This window comes from Pseudomonas sp. P108, assembly GCF_032613195.1.
GTDB lineage: Bacteria > Pseudomonadota > Gammaproteobacteria > Pseudomonadales > Pseudomonadaceae > Aquipseudomonas.
In genome coordinates this window covers 2357921-2375960 of the sequence record NZ_CP126691.1, presented here as the reverse complement: position 1 = coordinate 2375960, position 18040 = coordinate 2357921, and the positions used below count along the sequence as shown (strand labels likewise).

At 59.1% G+C, this 18040-nt stretch carries 18 protein-coding genes, 1 tRNA gene and 1 pseudogene; 5 read left to right on the top strand and 15 right to left on the bottom strand.

The features are described 5' to 3' along the window. Nucleotides 1-50 precede the first annotated feature (50 nt). Nucleotides 51-1193 (top strand): polysaccharide lyase family 1 protein, encoded by a 1143-nt coding sequence (locus tag QOM10_RS10420; RefSeq protein ID WP_175554793.1) that lies wholly within the window; start codon nt 51-53, stop codon nt 1191-1193. A 235-nt stretch (nt 1194-1428) separates the two neighbouring features. Here QOM10_RS10420 and gspF read toward each other — a convergent pair whose 3' ends face one another. Genes gspF through gspG form a run of 7 tightly spaced genes read right to left on the bottom strand, consistent with a single transcriptional unit; the run spans nt 1429 to nt 9566 of the window. After that, the gene (gene gspF / locus QOM10_RS10415; protein WP_316917973.1) at nt 1429-2640 is read right to left on the bottom strand and encodes a type II secretion system inner membrane protein GspF; all 1212 of its coding nucleotides are present in this window, start codon (nt 2638-2640) and stop codon (nt 1429-1431) included. Further along, entirely contained in the window at nt 2640-4046 is a 1407-nt protein-coding gene (gspE, locus tag QOM10_RS10410) for a type II secretion system ATPase GspE (RefSeq protein ID WP_095122795.1), read from the bottom strand. Before gspE ends, gspF begins: the two co-directional genes overlap by 1 nt. Continuing rightward, nucleotides 4043-6415 carry a type II secretion system secretin GspD gene (gene gspD / locus QOM10_RS10405; protein ID WP_316917972.1) on the bottom strand — a complete coding sequence of 791 codons (2373 nt, stop codon included), beginning with the start codon at nt 6413-6415 and terminating at the stop codon, nt 4043-4045. The genes gspE and gspD overlap by 4 nt, the downstream gene beginning before the upstream one ends. After that, on the bottom strand, nt 6412-6954 hold the full coding sequence (gene gspM / locus QOM10_RS10400) for a type II secretion system protein GspM (RefSeq protein WP_316917971.1): 543 nt from the start codon (nt 6952-6954) through the stop codon (nt 6412-6414). Before gspM ends, gspD begins: the two co-directional genes overlap by 4 nt. Further along, a complete protein-coding gene (gene gspL / locus QOM10_RS10395) occupies nt 6947-8125 on the bottom strand; it encodes a type II secretion system protein GspL (RefSeq protein ID WP_316917970.1) in 1179 nt (392 codons plus the stop codon). The genes gspM and gspL overlap by 8 nt, the downstream gene beginning before the upstream one ends. After that, nucleotides 8122-9108: a type II secretion system minor pseudopilin GspK gene (gene gspK, locus QOM10_RS10390; protein ID WP_316917969.1), complete on the bottom strand. Its 987-nt coding sequence runs from the start codon at nt 9106-9108 to the stop codon at nt 8122-8124. The genes gspL and gspK overlap by 4 nt, the downstream gene beginning before the upstream one ends. 8 nt (nt 9109-9116) lie before the next feature. Then, on the bottom strand, nt 9117-9566 hold the full coding sequence (gene gspG / locus QOM10_RS10385; RefSeq protein ID WP_016984958.1) for a type II secretion system major pseudopilin GspG: 450 nt from the start codon (nt 9564-9566) through the stop codon (nt 9117-9119). Nucleotides 9567-9713: 147 nt separating this feature from the next. Between gspG and gspI the strand changes: the two genes are divergently transcribed. After that, nucleotides 9714-10100, top strand: coding sequence for a type II secretion system minor pseudopilin GspI (gene gspI / locus QOM10_RS10380; protein WP_316917968.1), 387 nt, complete (start codon nt 9714-9716; stop codon nt 10098-10100). A 6-nt stretch (nt 10101-10106) separates the two neighbouring features. Here the strand turns inward: gspI and QOM10_RS10375 are convergent, their stop codons facing one another. Beyond that, a complete protein-coding gene (locus QOM10_RS10375) occupies nt 10107-10538 on the bottom strand; it encodes a type II secretion system protein N (RefSeq protein ID WP_150751550.1) in 432 nt (143 codons plus the stop codon). A 114-nt stretch (nt 10539-10652) separates the two neighbouring features. Between QOM10_RS10375 and gspH the strand changes: the two genes are divergently transcribed. The 3 genes from gspH (at nt 10653) to QOM10_RS10360 (ending at nt 12357) form a co-directional block, all read left to right on the top strand. Then, entirely contained in the window at nt 10653-11114 is a 462-nt protein-coding gene (gspH, locus tag QOM10_RS10370; RefSeq protein WP_127926604.1) for a type II secretion system minor pseudopilin GspH, read from the top strand. Further along, complete coding sequence (locus QOM10_RS10365) at nt 11111-11722, top strand: type II secretion system protein GspJ (RefSeq protein ID WP_127926603.1); 612 nt, start codon at nt 11111-11113, stop codon at nt 11720-11722. The genes gspH and QOM10_RS10365 overlap by 4 nt, the downstream gene beginning before the upstream one ends. A gap of 77 nt (nt 11723-11799) precedes the next feature. After that, entirely contained in the window at nt 11800-12357 is a 558-nt protein-coding gene (locus QOM10_RS10360; protein WP_316917967.1) for an NADAR family protein, read from the top strand. 98 nt (nt 12358-12455) lie between these two features. Here the strand turns inward: QOM10_RS10360 and QOM10_RS10355 are convergent. The 7 genes and pseudogenes from QOM10_RS10355 to pheS all read right to left on the bottom strand — a co-directional run. Continuing rightward, nucleotides 12456-12575 (bottom strand): annotated as a pseudogene (locus QOM10_RS10355) (YceK/YidQ family lipoprotein); the annotation flags it as partial. A gap of 270 nt (nt 12576-12845) precedes the next feature. Next, nucleotides 12846-13307, bottom strand: a complete 462-nt coding sequence (locus tag QOM10_RS10350) for a hypothetical protein (protein WP_150774009.1) — start codon at nt 13305-13307, stop codon at nt 12846-12848. A gap of 459 nt (nt 13308-13766) precedes the next feature. Further along, nucleotides 13767-13843: transfer RNA gene (locus QOM10_RS10345), tRNA-Pro, on the bottom strand. 89 nt (nt 13844-13932) lie between these two features. Further along, nucleotides 13933-14289 (bottom strand): MerR family transcriptional regulator, encoded by a 357-nt coding sequence (locus QOM10_RS10340; RefSeq protein WP_003179985.1) that lies wholly within the window; start codon nt 14287-14289, stop codon nt 13933-13935. Beyond that, the gene (ihfA, locus tag QOM10_RS10335; protein ID WP_002553164.1) at nt 14270-14572 is read right to left on the bottom strand and encodes an integration host factor subunit alpha; all 303 of its coding nucleotides are present in this window, start codon (nt 14570-14572) and stop codon (nt 14270-14272) included. Before ihfA ends, QOM10_RS10340 begins: the two co-directional genes overlap by 20 nt. A 3-nt stretch (nt 14573-14575) precedes the next feature. Then, entirely contained in the window at nt 14576-16954 is a 2379-nt protein-coding gene (gene pheT / locus QOM10_RS10330) for a phenylalanine--tRNA ligase subunit beta (protein ID WP_316917966.1), read from the bottom strand. A 26-nt stretch (nt 16955-16980) separates the two neighbouring features. Then, on the bottom strand, nt 16981-17997 hold the full coding sequence (gene pheS / locus QOM10_RS10325; RefSeq protein WP_003226365.1) for a phenylalanine--tRNA ligase subunit alpha: 1017 nt from the start codon (nt 17995-17997) through the stop codon (nt 16981-16983). Nucleotides 17998-18040 lie beyond the last annotated feature (43 nt).

Below are 18040 nucleotides of genomic sequence, written 5' to 3'. Positions count from 1 at the left end.
TCGAAATTTCGCGTGTAAAACACTCAAGTTAATCAAGGATCTGATTACTCATGACAAAACCAACAACCTTCACGGCCTGCAAACTGGCCAGCGCCATCGTCGGCAGCCTGCTGTTTTCCAGCCTCCCTGCACAAGCGGCCGATATCTGGCTGGATGTTGCAACGACTGGCTGGGCCACGCAAAACGGTGGCACCAAAGGTGGCTCCAGAGCGGCAGCCAACAATATCTACACCGTGAAGAACGCCGCCGAACTGAAAGCCGCACTCAGCGCTTCGGTCGGCACCAACGGGCGCATCATCAAGATTACCGGGCCTATCGACATCAGCGAAGGCAAAGCTTATACGACGACCGCCGATATGAAAAAGCGCGGTCGTCTGGATATCCCGGGCAAGACGACCATCGTCGGTACGAGCAGCACGGCAGAGATCCGCGAAGGTTTCTTCTATGCCAAGGAAAACGATGTGATCATCCGCAACATCACCATCGAAAACCCATGGGATCCCGAGCCGATCTGGGACGCCAATGACGGCAGCGCCGGCAACTGGAACTCCGAGTACGACGGGCTGACCATCGAAGGCGCCAACAATGTGTGGGTCGACCATGTCACCTTCACCGATGGCCGCCGCACCGATGACCAGAACGGCACCGCCAACGGTCGTCCAAAGCAACACCACGACGGCGCACTGGACGTGAAAAACGGTGCCAACTACGTGACCATTTCCTACTCGGCGTTCAAATCGCACGAGAAAAACAACCTGATCGGTTCCAGCGACAGCCGTACCACCGATGATGGCAAGCTCAAGGTCACGATCCACAACACCCTGTTCGAAAACATCTCTGCACGCGCGCCACGCGTGCGCTTCGGCCAGGTGCATCTGTACAACAACTATCACGTGGGCAGCACCAGCCATAAGGTCTACCCGTTCAGCTACGCGCACGGCGTGGGCAAAAACTCGAAGATTTTCTCCGAGAAAAACGCCTTCGAAATCTCCGGCATCAGCGGCTGCGACAAAATCGCCGGCGACTACGGTGGCAGCACCTACCTTGATCAGGGTTCTACGCTCAATGGCACCTTGCTGACCTGCAAGTGGGGCACCAACATCGGCTGGACCCCGCCTTACAGCTACACCCCGCTGAACGCGGACAAAGTCGCGGCCGATGTTAAGGCCAAGGCTGGCGCTGGCAAGATCTGATTGATCGATGTAACCGTGTCAATGAAAAGCCCTCGGTGACGAGGGCTTTTTCATGTCTGCTTGAAGATGGTGCCGGGGTGGAGTTGGAGTTCTGGGAAAATTTTGATTATTCATTGCCCTGACTGGCCCCTTCGCGAGCAGGCTCGCTCCTACATTTGAAATGCGTTCCCCCTGTGGGAGCGAGCCTGCTCGCGAAGAGGCCAGCCCAGTCAGCACCAAAACATCAGACACACCTTTACTGGACCAGTTGGTTGATCTCAATGATCGGCAACAACACCGCCATCACAATCACCAGCACCACCCCGCCCATGACCACGATCATCAGCGGCTCCAGCAACGCCGTCATGCCCATCGCCCGCCGCTCGATATCCCGCGACAGGGTTTGCGCTGCGCGCTCGAGCATCGGTGGTAGCGATCCGGTTTTTTCGCCGCTGGCGATCAGGTGAATCAGCACCGGCGGAAACACGTTCTCCACCCGCAACGCTGCCGCCAGGTTCACGCCCTCACGCACCTTGGCCGTGGCCTCAGTGACGCTCAAACTCAAACGATCATTGGACAGCGTCTGCCGCGCCGCCTCCAGCGCACGCAACAACGGCACCCCGGCGCCGCCGAGAATCGCCAGCGTCGAGGCGAACCGTGCAGTGTTCAGCCCCAAGATGAAACGACCGAAAAGCGGCAACTTCAGCACCCGATGATGCCAACTCAAACGCGCCGCCGGATTGCGCAAATACAGGCGCCAGCTCCAGAAACTAGCGGTCATGATCGCTGCGCACAGCCAGCCCCAACTGCGGATGAAATCACTGGCGTTGAGCATTGCCAGGGTCAGCCCCGGCAGATCCTGCCGCGCCTGGGAAAACGCGCTGACCACTTGCGGCACCACGTAACTGAGCAGAAAAATCACGATGCCGATCGACACCAGACCAACCACACCCGGATAGATGAACGCCGTAAGAATCTTGCCACGCAGGTTGTTGCGCTCTTCGATGTAATCCGCCAGCCGTTCCATGACCTGCGCCAGATCGCCGGACTCCTCCCCCGCGGCGATCAGCGCGCGATAAATCTCGGGAAAATCCCGTGGCCGCGCCGCCAGCGATTCCGCCAGCCGCATGCCACTGCGTACATCCGCACGAACGGCACTGAGGGTGTGGGCGATGTGCTTTTTTTCAGCCTGTTCGACCGTGGCACTCAGCGCGGCTTCCAATGGCAGACTCGCGCCCAACAGACTCGCCAGTTGCCGCGTGGCCCAGGCCAGATCGTTGTCCGAGAGCTTGGCGCTGAACAATCCACCGCCGCCGTGCTGGGCGACGTTGCTTTCCTTGTGCACCGATAACGCAGTCAAACCGCGCCCGCGTAATGTTGTGAACGCGGCAGCCTGGCTGTCCGCCTCAAGGTGCCCGGTTTCGATCTTGCCGCTGGCATCGGCGGCTTCAAAACGATAGCGATTCATCAGGCGTCCCGTGTCACACGGAGGATTTCTTCAGGCGCGGTGGCGCCGCTGCGGATCCAGCGTTCACCGTCCTCGCGCAGGCTGAACATCCCGGCCTTGGCAGCAGATGCGCGCAGAGCCTGCTCCCCTGCCCCTTGGTGGATCAGTGTGCGGATATCGTCGTCGATGCAGAACAATTCGTGGATGCCGGTGCGGCCGCTGTAGCCGGTTTGATTGCACGCTGGGCAACCGACCGGGCGCCAGGTGCCGGGCGCAGTGGGGTCTTCTTCCTTGCATTGATTGCACAGCCGCCTCACCAGTCGCTGCGCCAAAACCCCGAGCATTGAAGACGCCAGCAGAAACGGTTCGACGCCCATGTCGATCAAGCGGTTGACCGCCGACACTGCGTCGTTGGTGTGCAAGGTTGCCAGCACCAGGTGACCGGTCAACGAAGCCTGCACGGCGATCTGTGCGGTTTCGAGATCGCGGATTTCGCCGATCATGATGATGTCCGGGTCCTGGCGCAGAATTGCCCGCAGTGCGAGGGCGAAGGTCATGTCGATCTTGGCGTTGACCTGAATCTGGCTGATCCCCGGTAGGTCATATTCCACCGGATCCTCGACGGTGAGAATGTTGCTGGTGCTCGCATCGAGCCGTGCCAGTGCCGCGTAGAGGCTGGTGGTTTTGCCGCTGCCGGTGGGGCCGGTGACCAGCACAATGCCGTGGGGCTGGCGGATCAGGTGGTCGAGTTTGGCCAACACCTGTGCGTCCATGCCGAGGGTTTCCAGATGCAGACGCCCGGCCTGTTTGTCGAGCAGACGCATCACCACCCTTTCGCCATGCCCGGTCGGCACGGTTGAAACACGAATATCGATCGGCCGCCCGGCCACCCGCAAGGCGATACGACCATCCTGCGGCAGGCGTTTTTCGGCGATGTCGAGCTGCGCCATGATCTTGATCCGCGACACCAGCGCACCGTGCAACGCCTTGCGCGGTGAGACCACATCGCGCAGCGTACCGTCGACGCGGTAGCGCACCACTGAATGGGTTTCGAAGGGCTCGATGTGGATGTCGCTGGCCTCATCGCGCGCCGCTTGCGTGAGTAAGGCATTGATCATGCGAATCACCGGCGCGCCGTCCTGAGTGTCGAGCAGGTCGGTGATTTCCGGCATGTCCTGCATCAGGCGGTCGAGGTCGACTTCGTTTTCCGCCGCGCCGACCACCGCTGCTGCACTACCAGTGTCGGCATACGCGCTGGCAAGCAAGCCATCAAGTTCGTCATCGCGCACCCGCTGAATCGTGGTCGCGCCAAACTGACGCCGCGCCTCGCTGATCGACCAGCCCGGCGTCGACGGGCACACCGTCAACACGCCATCGCACAACAGAATGCGCTGCGCCTTGGCCCAGGCGTAAGGCAATGCACTCATTGGATCGGCACCGCTTTGATGGTTGCGCGCGGACCCGACCCAGGTAAAACCGCCGGCACACCTTGCGCCGCCGTCGGCAACTGCGGCGCCTGCATGTCCGGCATCGCCCAGCTGCGCTCAGGCTGCAAACCGCCCTGCGCACGGCGCATGAAGTCGTAGCGGTTGAGGGTGATGCTGCGCCCCGCTTCGCTGTCGCGGATGATGTACGGACGCAGGAAGACCATCAGGTTGGTCTTGGTAATCGCCCGGCGCTCGTTGCGAAACAGTGCGCCAATCCCCGGCAGGCTGCCCAGCCATGGCACCGCGTCGTTACTCTGGCTGTAGCCGTCCTGCAGCAACCCACCGAGCACCATGATCTGGCCGTCGTCGAGCAAAATACTGGTGTCGATCGCCCGTTTGTTGGTCACAATCCCCGCCGACGTCGAACTGGCCGAAGCCCGCTCATCAATGCTGCTGACCTCCTGATAGATATCGAGCTTCACCGTACCGCCCTCGGAAATTTGCGGGCGCACATTGAGCTTCAAACCCACCTCTTCGCGGGTCACGGTCTGGAACGGGTTATTGCTGGTGCCCCCGCCGCCGGTAACGTAACTACCACTGACAAACGGAATGGTCTGGCCGACAAAAATGCTCGCCGCTTCGTTGTCCAGGGTCAGCAGATTCGGCGTCGACAACACGTTGGTGCCGCCCTTGCTCTTCAACGCCCGGGCCAGCACTTTCAGATCGAGAATCTTGCCGATGCCGGGGATGTCGACGGTGCCGTTGACGTAGCCCAGATTCAACCCTTGAGGCAGTACGTCAATGCTGGTCTTGCCGTTGGTGTTGATCCCCGAACCACCCAGATTCGCCCCGCCGATCACGCCGTTGCCGCCAAGATTGCCGGTCTGCCATTGCACGCCAAACTCGCTGGCATCGTCCTCGCCGACTTCGACGATCAGGCTTTCGATCACCACTTGCGCACGACGCTGGTCGAGCAGATCGATCACCTCGCGCAGGTTGCGATACAACGGCTCCGGCGCGGAAATCAGCAAAGTGTTGGTGGTGGCGTCAGCCTGAATGGTCACGCCGCCGGCACTGAAGGCGACGTTCTGCTCGCTCGTCTGATTAGCGCTGCTACTGGTGCCGCCACTGCCTTGTGCGTAACTGCCGCCGGTACTGCCGCTGCTATTGCTGGTCGATGTTGTGCCGCTGGTTTGCGTACCGCTCTGGCCGCTCTGCCCAGCATTGCCGCCAGTGCTAGCACCCATCGCACTAAGCACCGAACGCGCGCTGTCACTGGTGCCGCTGTCACTCTCGCCCGTCAGCAAACCGCGCAAGGCCTGCGCCAGTTTCGCCGCTTGCGCGTTACGCAGATAAACCACATGCAGATTGCTCGGATTGCTCTGCGCGTTATCCAGTTTGTAAATCAGATTACGCGCCAGCTCCGTGCGCTCCGGGCTGCCGGCGCGAATGATGATGGTGTTGGAACGCGGATCCCCAATCACCGCGATTTTCTGCGTCGGATCATTGCCCGGTGCATCGAGCAAATCCGCCACCATCGGCGCGATGTCAGCGGCGATGCCGTTCTGAATCTGCACCACGTCGGTGTCGATCGCACTCGGCGAATCAATGCTCGCAATCAACTGCGCAACGCGCGTCAGGTTCTCCGCGTAATCGGTGATGACGATGGTGTTATTGCCCGGATAGGCGTTGATCGGATTGTTCGGCGAAACGATCGGCCGCAGCACCGGAATCAGGTTCACCGCGTTCTCGTATTGCAAACGGAACGTACGGGTGAGCATGCCGTTACCCGCCGGTTTGTCAGCGCTGTAAATCGGCCCGCCGAGCAACTTCGCATCCGCCTCCGGCACCACCTGCGCCACGCCACCAACATCTACCACACTGAAACCCTGCATACGCAACGCCGCCAGCAACATGTCGTAAGCCTGCCGCGCTGGCACCTGACCTTCCGACACCAGCGTCAACGTGCCCTTCACCCGAGGATCGACCAAAAATTGCTGCCCGGTCGAACGCGACAAAGCGCGCACCACCGCTTGAATATCCGCGTCGACAAAATTCAGCGTCACCGGCTGATCGCCCAACGGATTGCTCGGCAATGCGATACCCGACGACGCCGCCGCGCCACTGCGCGCACTCTTGCTGATGTTGTGCAATGGCTTCGGCGCAGGTCGCGCCTGCGCCTGTGCGCGTTCGCGGTCGAGCACCGCGTCGCCGCTGCGCTGGGTGTTGGCCAACGGCCGGCCCAGTTCACTGTCGACCAGCAATGGCGGCTGATTCTGCGGCGTGGTGCTGGTGTTGCTGCACGCGCTCAGTGCCAACAACAGTAACGGCGCGGCCGTACGTACATAATTGGAACCTGACCACTTCATGAAGCTTCCTTAGCGCCCAGCGCCTGATCCATGCGAACGGTTCCCGACAGAGTGCCTGCCGTATCATCGACCTTGACCTCACTTGCACGCTGCAAACGAGCCTCGACCACTTCAAGTGAAAACTGCACGGGGTGGATTAACAGCCAACTGATGACGGCATCAGCAGGTGCATCCTCGAACGTCAACTGCCAAGCGGTGCCAATTGCCTGCAACTGGTAGTGACCAAGCAGCCCGCTGCCATCGAGAGATTGCTGCAATGATCCCTCAAAGTTTTGCCCAGTGGGCGCTGTCGCCACCTCGCGCAACAACAGATCCAGCGCCTCGGCCTGGCCACGCAACTTCGGCGTTTCGGTTTGCCAATGTTCAATTTTTTTCAGCGGTGGCTGGACGAGCAACAGCCAGATCAGCACGCCCCCCAACATCAATGCGGTGCCCGCGACCAGGCGCTTTTCGCGCAAGCTCAGCGGCGCCCAATGCCGATGAATCTGTGCTCGCAGCAGCAGCCAGCGAGCCCGATAGATCGCCAGTAGGTTATTCATCGTCGCTGTCCATGACGGCATCGTCCTCAACCGCTGCCGGCTCAATCTGCGGGCTGAAAATCCACACGTTGTCTTCGCGCCTGGCGACCAACCCGGCCTGTGTCAGCGCTCCCGGCAATGCGCCGTCGGCGGGTGCCTGCGCAGTATCGGCGGCCAACTCCAACTGCAAACGTCCCTGCTCAAAGGTCATGCGCTGAACGCTGCCCGCCATAAACGGCAGCGCGCTCGCGGCGTGTTGCACCAGATAGGCAAACCCGTGATTCGCGTCGGCCGCCACACCGCTGTGCCGGGCTGCCAATTGCTGGCGAGCCTGCTGCAACGGATTGAGAATCACCGGTAACTCTGGAAAAGCCTGCTTCACCCGCTGGCTCATTTGCGCCTTGAGCTGTTCGCCCTCGGTCACTTCACGGGCCGCGTAAAGGTTCAGCCCCGACACCCAGATCGCGATCGCCAAGGCGCAACAGAAGACGGCCTTGCCCCAACCGCAAGCGGGGCCGGCAGCCTTGCCGATGCCTGTATGCAACCCCCATCCCGGCGCAACGCCACACCAGCGCTGCTCCGCAGGTCGTGGTTCGACGACTGTTGCAGGAGCATCCGCGCCGATCCACTGCAAGCCGCGACCACTGGTGACGAGTTCATCCAGACGCTCCTGCGCCAAAGGTTCTACCGAAGCCTGCGCACGGCTGAAGCGCAGCAGCAATTGTCCCTCCAACACGCACACGCTGACCTGCCCCTGCGCGGGGACCGGCAACGCATAAGGCGCCGGATAAAGGCCTCGCAGCTTCAATCGGTGCTGAGTCAATAACTGCCCGAAACGATCCAGAGACGCCTGCGCGAGCCAGGCCAGCGCCACTTGCCCCGAGACCTCACGAGCACTGTGTGCAACGTACATTTGTTCAGTGCCACCTAGAATCAGCGCCTGCGCGGCACACTTCACCGCCGCCTCGATCTTCACCGGCGTCAGCGGTGGCAACGGCAAACTGGTCAGTACGCTGTCCGCCGGATGCAGAAAAAATTCAACCGGCTGTAACGGCCACTCCTGTTCAATCAGCAACAGCGTACTGACACCGGTCTGACTGACCTGGTCGTGCCGATCCAGACGCGCAAATTCAACCTCAGAGTCTGAGGTCAAACCCGCCAGCGGCGGCAAGGCGATTCGCAGGCGAGTCATACGCCGAGCCTCGACCAGACCACTTTCGGCAGGTCGTCGGCAGGTCGATGCAGCAACGCATCCAGGCTGACGCGGCGCTGATCACGACGCGCGTGTCCGCGCAGCAGAAACCAATCGCTGCTGATGCCGACGTTCAGTCCGTCGACAGTCAGATGCGGCAAGTGCAGACGGTTGACGAAGTCCCCGCGGTTGACGAACCACTTGCCACTATCCCGCTCTCCCACCACGGCCCTGGCCTGCGCGAGCGATAAACCCGGTACCACCGCCACCAATACCTCGGCGCTGGCGGTATTACCGTTGACCCAGGTCTTGGCCGGAATCAGGCTGACATACTGATTCAAACGACCAAGCAGTTGCTCGGTCATGCCTTCGAGGCCACGTAAATCATCAAGGCTGCGCAACATCGGCTGAGTGGCCGGTAATGGCTGGCGACGCGCACTCGGTGACGTCGCGCGGACGCTGCCAAAACCCGCCTGCGCCATGCTTTGCCCGACGGCTTGCAGGTCGGGCATTCTCGGGTAGGAGGCAATGACTCGCTGGCTGATGCGCTGGCTGAGGGCAGCATCGATTCCGATCATTTCGCAGAGGCGTTCAAAGCTGCGCAACTGCCCGCCATCGACGCGCTCATTGCTGAGTAAATTGCGCAAATTGAACTTGCCTTGCTGATCCTCGATGCGCCCCTCGAAACCGCCCCCCGGCGAATTCAACAAGTGGCTTTTGACAGGCTGCGCCCAAGGTTGATCGAGCCGGGTCTGCGCGCCCTGTTGACGCGTGTCCCTGAGCAGTTGCCGACTCAGCTCCAGACCCGCCAACAGCGCGGCAGCACCCTGCACTCGGGACTGTTCCGCTTCAAGAGAACGGGTAAAGACGCTCTGCCGGGTGAGCATGCCAGCCGCAATCACCGCAACCACGGCGGCAATCAGCAAGGCGCTGATAATGGCCATGCCGCGCTGCTTCTGCGCCTGTGGCGAGGATGAGTTCATGGCCGCTCTCAGAGCTGCCAGGAACCGATATCGGCATTGACGCCGTCGCCGTCGGGTTGGCCGTCTGCGCCGAGGGAGAAGATGTCGATCTCACCGTTCGCGCCAGGATTCAGATAGTTGTAAGGACGACCCCACGGGTCGTTGGGCAAGCGCTCCAGATAAGAGCGCCAGTTGCTGTTCTTCGCATCCGCTGGGCGCTCCACCAGCACTTTCAAACCCTGATTCAGGGTCGGATAAGTGCCGTGGTCGAGGCGATAGAGTTTGAGCGCCTGCATCAGGCCGGCGATGTCTTGTTTCGCCGCAGTAGCTCGGGCCTGATCAGGTCGGTCGAGCACCTTGGGCACGACCATCGCCGCCAGAATGCCGAGGATGACCACCACCACCATGATCTCGATCAGGGTGAAACCCTGCTGGCCTCGACGGCCTGCGGACTGAGATTTGACGCGCGCGAAATCCATTTCAACCTTCCTTGGCATGATTACATTCGGCGCGCAGTGTAACAAAAGCCAGTCATCGTACAACAATCATTAACGCACTGTTTTTCTGCACATTCGCCAAAGGGCGGGTGTTATTCTGCGGGCCGGTTTCAACCCGCAGAGTCAAGCATGGAAGCGTTGCGCAAGGAGCGAGGTTTCACCCTCATCGAGGTTCTGGTGGCCTTGGCAATCATCGCCGTGGCCATGTCTGCGGCCGTTCGCGTTGCGGGTCTGATGACCCAGAGCAATGGTCTGCTGCGTGATCGCTCGATCGCTTTGCTGGCGGCGCAAACCCGGCTCGCCGAGCTGCGTCTGGAGGAAGATTTTGCCCCGGGAGTGAAAACCTTCGACTGTGATCAAGGTCGCCTGCAACTGCGCTGTGACCAACGCGTGACCCCGAGCACCGATGGACGATTGATGCGCGTGACGCTGCTGGTTTCCGATCGCGAACGTCAGGCACCGCCCCTGGCGCGACTCGAAACCTTACTCGGCCGACCACAGGAAAAGCGCCAATGACGCTGCTCAGGGTCGAGTCAGTCGAGGCAGCGATAGGGAGTCTGGCAGCGTGCTGACTTTTAATCGGCTCTGTTCTGCGCCACGCTCAATGACCACCGCATCCTGTTCAATGGCTATCACGCGCACACCCTGGGTCAAGCGATCACCCACCAGAAAACTGCGCGGCGGACCGTCGTTGAGACTCAGGATTGCCACCGCAGCGTGCGCCCCTGCCAGCACTCCGGAAACCTTGATATCCAACGGTGCCGGCTGGTTGGAAAACCACTGCAAAGCCGCTGTCTCAGCGCGCGTCGGCAGCACTTGGGGGTCCACCGCCGGAACGTGGGATTCTGCCGGCGTCAGCAACAGCACAGACCAGAACAGTCCCCCTGCCAGTGCAGCGATCAGCGCCGCCGATTGCACCAGCTGCGTTGCGGATAAGCGAAAAGTAAATGCCAAGACCCAACCTCCCTGTTGTCCTGCGTCGCAGTCTACAGGACAACATTCGCTTTTCTATCGGGATTGAAGGTTCGAATCCGCCAGAATGGATTCACAACGAAGGAACGTTGCGGTATGACCAAGGACAGACAAACGGGCTTCACCCTCATCGAATTGATGGTGGTGCTGATCATCATCGGTATTGCCAGCGCCGCCGTCAGCCTGAGTATCAAGCCTGACCCGGCGCAACTGCTGCGCAAGGACGCCAATCGCTTGATCCAGTTGCTGCAAATCGCCCATGCCGAAGCCCTGGCCGATGGACGCCCGATCACTTGGCAGGCGGAGAAAAACGGCTTTCGTTTCAGCCGTCGCAATGAACAAGGCCCAGGCTTCGATCACTTTCTCGCCGATCCGCAACTGCGCCCCCGTCACTGGGAAACGCCATCGCTGAAGGTCCGAGTGACACCCAGGCAGCCGCTGATACTGAACGCCGAGTGGTTCGATTCACCCGTGCAACTGCAACTCTCGGACGGCCAGAACACGCTCACCGTGCAGCGCACAGCCACGGGCAAATTGACCTTGGCCAACCAGCCATGAATAACCGGCAAGAGGGTTTTACCCTGATCGAAGTGATGGTCGCGATCATGCTCATGGCGATCGTCAGCCTGATTGCCTGGCGCGGTCTGGACAGCGTGACCCGCGCCGACACGCACCTGCAGGCGAGCACCGAACACACCGAAGCACTGCTGCGCACGCTGCATCAACTGGAACGAGATGTCGCCTTGCGCGCCAGCATCGAACTGCGCGAACCACAGTTGAACGACAACGATGACGAACGATCCGAGCAGCCAGCGGCAATCAGCGTGCGCAGCGCCGACGACCAGCGCTTTCGTCTTGACGTGATCCGCAGTGCAGCCACCTCGCAGAACGGCTTGCAGCGCGTGCGCTGGTGGTTGAAAGATCAAACCCTGTACCGCGCCGCCGCCACGCCACGTGATCGCTACCCGTTGCCTGCGCCGAAACAGGCAGTGGCGGTGCTCGACGGAATCAGCGATCTGCAAGTGCGCGTCTGGGAACCCGAGATGGGTTGGCGCCAGCTCAGTGGCAATCGCAAAGAAAACCCCCAAGGCCTGGAAATCCGCCTGACCCGGCAGACGCTTCAAGGCGAAGAACACTACCGCCAGGTATTGGGCCCACTGGATTAGTCTCTGGGCGATATTGCGTATTGCCCTGACACGCACAGCAACTGTAACGTCGAAAGTCAGTTACCGAGGAAATCTCATTGCACGACTCTAAACTTCTCGAAGATCTACGCGCTCGCTTCAACGCTGGAGAGCCTCTGGATTTCACCTTCTTCTGGGGACACCAGCGAAGCAAAAACGCCGTCACGGCTTCGTGCTTCAGCCAGTGGTACGAAGCCGAATTCGTTGTCGAGGGGCAACGCTACCCGACAGCCGAACACTTCATGATGGCCGAGAAGGCAGCCTTGTTCGACGACCAGGAAATTCGTGCACAAGTGCTGCTGGCCCCGACCCCGAACGCCGCCAAAGCCCTCGGCCGCAAGGTGCGCGGGTTCAACGACCAACGCTGGCTGCAACACCGATACGACATCGTCGTCCGGGCAAACCAAGCCAAGTTTTCCCAAAACCCGGAGCTGGACGAATACCTGATGCGCACTGGATCTCGGGTCATTGTCGAAGCGAGCCCGGTTGATGACATTTGGGGAATTGGGCTCGCGCAAGATCACGCGGATGTGAACGATCCGAATCTGTGGAAAGGCCTGAATCTTCTGGGGTTTGCACTGATGCAGGTTCGGGACGGCAGGGTCGGATCGTCCTGAGTTTTATCGGCTGTGGCGTCGGAAACGAAAAAGCCTTGGCGTGTGCCAAGGCTTTTCTACGGGAGATTTATTCCGATTTAGCTTGCACTACCCGCAAGTCATAAATTGCAGGTGTATTGATATTCGAAGGGGAAGAATACGGTATCGACCACCAATGAAAATGGCGCGTCGATCAGTAAAAAGGGAATCAACTTGCCTTTGGATGTACCGACCAACCACGAGCCAAAGGCACACGTACTAAAAAGGCCAATACAGAATGCATTGGCCTTTTTGAATGAATTAAACGACCGGGACAGAGTGACTCTGATAGTCGCTCAATGGCCCCTCCTGTTTGTGCTCGCCCCCAAGCCCCCAACTTTATTGATTTTTAGCACCAGAAAAACCCAACAACTGCACGGCCAGCAAAGTTAAATCGAACGAAAACTATTGGAACGTGGGAACATCATAATCCCGCACGAATAGAAACGCGAAGAACCACGCAACCATTCTTAGTTCGTGAACGTGTCCTTTGGATATTGAGTACCGATGGGATCACCGAGAGAGTTTGTCGGGTCTAGCGACCGTCCTCCCGCCGGAACAAACCTGAGTTGGAGGGAGCCGTCATTGTCATCAAGGCCGTCGAACGTGTCATTGATCATCATCCACACATCCTCACCACCACTGAACGCCCCTCGCAGACCTAGCGCCTCTGGCGATCCATTCTCACCGACTCTAAATATTGCCTGCCCCACTATTGCCTTCTCACCGCTATAAGGATACTTCTTGTCTCCCTTATCAATATTCATAATGTAGTAGTTGCCCTTACCTACACCATATCCTTTAGCATCACAGGTTCTGGCGTCTCGCTCGCGAGTATTGAAGCACCATGTACCATCTGCATAAAGATTGCCTGCCGATGGGATTTTCCCGATACGCTGCCAGCCCTTATTTGCATGAATTTTACTTTCCATTGAGCAACACCTCATCATCCAATAAATAGAATTTTGTCTGCTGCAAAAAAATATAGTTCGACATTTCTTGGCGTCAAAGATACTTACGGCCTATATACTTCTATATACCAGACCTACAAAGTAACATCAGCACTATAGCGCTATTTCGAAAGTGCTAAGTTGTAGAGCAAGAGATTTGATTGGTGCCCTCACAGACGCGACACCCTAGAAGCAATGTCGTCTAACATCGAGAGTAATGGCTTTCATCGACATCTAGCATGCATCGGTGCAGTCATGCGTATACGACAGCATGACCCACGCAGCCCACGTCGCAGCCGATGGCTGAGTCCGCATCGAGGGCAATCAATTCGAGAGGACTGCCGCCGACCATCTTGAGGAGAGAAACGGGATACCCCCTCAAAATTCCCCAAGCATGAAAAAGCCCAATCTTTTCAGATTGGGCTAAGTCATTGAAATATATGGTCGGGACGGAGTGATTCGAACACTCGACCCCTAGCACCCCATGCTAGTGCGCTACCGGACTGCGCTACGCCCCGACTGGTTTTGCAACTCGTTCTTCACCTCGAGGAACGCTCAAGAATATAGCGCAAGCGTTTGAAAACTGGAAGTATTCAAACGCTGCTTTTTATTTCTTAAGCACCACCAGCACATCTTCCAATTCGGCAATCATCTGCCGAATCATCTGTTTGTACTGAGTCGTGTCGTCTTTGGCTTCATCGCCGGACAGACGCAAGCGTGCGCCGCCGATGGTGAAACCTTGATCGTAAAGGAGCGCGCGGATCTGCCGGATCATCAGCACGTCCTGGCGCTGATAATACCGGCGGTTTCCGCGGCGTTTGACGGGGTTGAGCTGAGGAAACTCCTGCTCCCAGTAGCGCAGCACGTGTGGCTTTACGGCACACAGCTCGCTGACTTCACCGATGGTGAAGTAGCGTTTGCCCGGGATGACGGGTAGTTCGTCGTTATGACTTGGTTCCAGCATAAGCCTCAACTCGGGCCTTCAACTTCTGCCCTGGACGAAAGGTGACCACACGGCGAGCCGTGATCGGGATTTCTTCCCCCGTTTTCGGGTTGCGGCCAGGCCGCTGGCGTTTGTCCCGAAGGTCGAAATTGCCGAAACCGGACAATTTGACCTGCTCGTTGTCTTCAAGAGCGTGCCTGATTTCCTCGAAAAACAGCTCTACCAATTCCTTGGCTTCCCGCTTGTTCAGGCCCAGCTCTTCATACAGACGTTCCGCCATCTCAGCTTTCGTCAAAGCCCCCATACGTCACTTCCTTAACGTGGCGTTCAACCTTTGTTCGAGCGAGGTGAGGATATTTTGCGTCGTCGAATTCACCTCATCGTCATTAAGAGTGCGCGATGGATGCTGCCAGGTCAAGCCAACTGCAAGGCTTTTTCTATCAGGATCAATACCTTTACCCTGATACACGTCAAACAGCCTGAGATCTGTGAGCCATTCGCCTGCATTTTCACGGATTACGTCCAGTACGGCTGCGGACGCGACGTCTTTGTGCGCAATCAGTGCAAGGTCACGACGCACTTCAGGAAAGCGCGACAACTCGTGGAATTTCGGCATTTTACCGAGCGCCACTTCCGCCAGAACCAGCTCGAAAACGAAGACTGGACGATCCAGCCCCAGGGCTTTCGACAATTCCGGGTGGATGGCGCCGATGAAGCCGACTTCACGCCCTTCCCGCTCGATGCGCGCGGTTTGACCCGGGTGCAGCGCCGGGTGTTTGCCCGGAGCGAAAGTGAACGAATCCAGTGCACCGGCAAAGCCCAGCACCGCTTCCACGTCAGCTTTGACGTCGAAGAAGTCGACGGTGTCGCGACCTTGTGCCCAGCCTTCCGGCAGACGGCTACCGCAAACCACACCGGACAGCATCGGCTCTTGCTTCAGGCCTTCGAGCTGCCCAACGAAGCGCAGACCGCTTTCGAACAGACGCACGCGATCCTGCTGACGGTTGAGGTTGTGCTGCAGCGCTTTGACCAGACCCGGCCACAACGACGAACGCATGGCAGCCATGTCATTGGAGATCGGATTGGCCAGCAACAACGGCTCGACGCCCGGGTTGAACAGTTCGAACTGACGCGGATCGATGAAGCTATAAGTGATCGCTTCCTGATAACCACGCGCCACCAGCAGACGACGTAGCTCCGGCAGATGGCTACGCGCTTCAGCCTTGGCTTGCGGCGCCAGACGCGCTTGCGGGTAACGAACCGGCAGACGGTTGTAGCCGTACAGACGGGCCAGCTCTTCGATCAGATCGACTTCCAGGCTGATGTCGAAGCGATGGCTTGGCACTTCTACGCGCCACTGGCCTTCACCGTCGGCGGAAATACCGAGACCCAGGCCGCCGAGCAAACGCTCAACCTGGGCGGAATCCATTTCCATACCGAGCATCTGAGTGATGCGCTGAGCACGCAGAGTGACCGGCGCGATCGACGGCAGATGCTGCTCGCTGACGGTCTCAATGATCGGGCCGGCTTCGCCGCCAGTGATTTCCAGCAGCAGGCCAGTGGCCCGCTCCATGGCTTCACGGGCCAGTTGCCAGTCGACGCCACGCTCGTAGCGGTGCGACGCATCGGTGTGCAGGCCGTAGGAACGAGCCTTGCCAGCGACAGCGATCTGGTCGAAGAACGCACTTTCCAGGAATACGTCGCGAGTGGTCGCGGACACACCGCTGTGCTCGCCACCCATGACACCGGCAATCGCCAGCGCGCGGGTGTGGTCGGCAATCACCAGCGTATCGCTACGCAGGCTGACTTCCTGACCGTCGAGCAGTACCAGCTTCTCACCCTCCTCCGCCATGCGCACACGAATGCCGCCATTGATTTCGGCGAGATCGAAAGCGTGCAGTGGCTGACCCAGTTCGAGCATCACGTAGTTGGTGATGTCGACGGCAGCGTCGATGCTGCGCACGTCGGCGCGGCGCAGACGTTCCACCATCCACAGCGGCGTCGGCTTGGACAAGTCAACGTTACGGATAACTCGACCCAGGTAACGCGGGCATGCTGCTGGCGCCAGCACTTCTACCGAACGCACTTCGTCGTGCACGGCAGGAATGGTCATGACCACCGGACGGGTAACCGGCGCGTCGTACAGCGCGCCGACTTCACGGGCCAGACCGGCCAGGGACAGGCAGTCGCCGCGGTTCGGGGTCAGGTCGACCTCGATGCTGGCGTCTTCCAGATCAAGGTACACACGGAAATCTTCGCCCACCGGCGCATCGGCCGGCAGTTCCATCAGACCGTCATTGCCTTCACCGACCTGCAGCTCGGATTGCGAGCAGAGCATGCCGTTGGACTCAACGCCACGCAGTTTGGCTTTCTTGATTTTGAAATCGCCCGGCAGTTCAGCACCGATCATGGCGAACGGAATCTTCAGGCCCGGACGCACGTTTGGCGCTCCGCACACGACCTGGAAGGTTTCCGCGCCATTGCTAACCTGGCACACGCGCAACTTGTCGGCATCAGGGTGTTGCTCGGTGCTCAGCACCTCGCCCACGACCACGCCGCTGAAAACACCGGCGGCCGGGGTCACACTATCGACCTCAAGGCCAGCCATCGACAGACGAGCAACCAGCTCGTCGCGATTTACCTGCGGGCTAACCCAGCCACGCAGCCATTGTTCACTGAATTTCATCCTGCTCTCCTAAGAATTCGTTACGACTAGCGAAATTGCGCGAGGAACCGCAAGTCGTTGTCGAAGAACAGACGCAAGTCGTTCACGCCGTAACGGAGCATGGCCAGACGCTCGACGCCCATGCCGAAGGCAAAACCGGAGAACTCTTCCGGATCGATGCCGGACATGCGCAGCACGTTCGGGTGAACCATGCCGCAGCCCATCACTTCCAGCCAGCCGGTTTGCTTGCAGACGCGGCAGCCTTTACCGCTGCACATCACGCATTCCATATCGACTTCAGCGGATGGCTCGGTGAACGGGAAGTACGAAGGGCGGAAACGTACGGCCAGCTCTTTCTCGAAGAACACTCGCAGGAATTCTTCGATGGTGCCTTTGAGATCGGCAAAATTGATGTCGCGATCAACCAGCAGGCCTTCGACCTGGTGGAACATCGGCGAGTGGGTGATATCGGAGTCGCTGCGATACACGCGGCCTGGACAGACGATGCGGATCGGCGGTTGCTTCGATTCCATGGTGCGGACCTGTACCGGCGAGGTATGGGTGCGCAGCAGCATGTTGGCATTGAAATAGAAGGTGTCATGCATCGACCGGGCCGGGTGATGGCCTGGGATGTTGAGCGCTTCAAAGTTGTGATAGTCGTCTTCGACCTCAGGGCCTTCGGCAATGCCGTAACCGATGCGGGTGAAGAACTGCTCTACACGTTCCAGAGTCCGGGTCACCGGATGCAGACCACCGGAGGTCTGGCCACGGCCCGGCAACGTCACGTCAATGGATTCGGCGGACAGTTTGGCAGCCAGTTCGGCTTCTTCAAACAGGGCCATGCGCGCATTGAGAACGCCTGTGACACGTTCCTTGGCAACGTTGATCAGAGCGCCGACTTGCGGACGCTCTTCTGCCGGCAAATTCCCCAGGGTCTTCATCACCTGAGTCAATTCACCCTTTTTGCCAAGGTATTGAACCCGGATTTGCTCCAGGGCATTGATATCTTCAGCGCTTTGCACAGCCTCTAGTGCTTGAGAGACCAGCGCATCCAGGTTTTCCATGTACAGACTCCAGATACAAAATAGGGGAAGAGCTTGAAGGCTC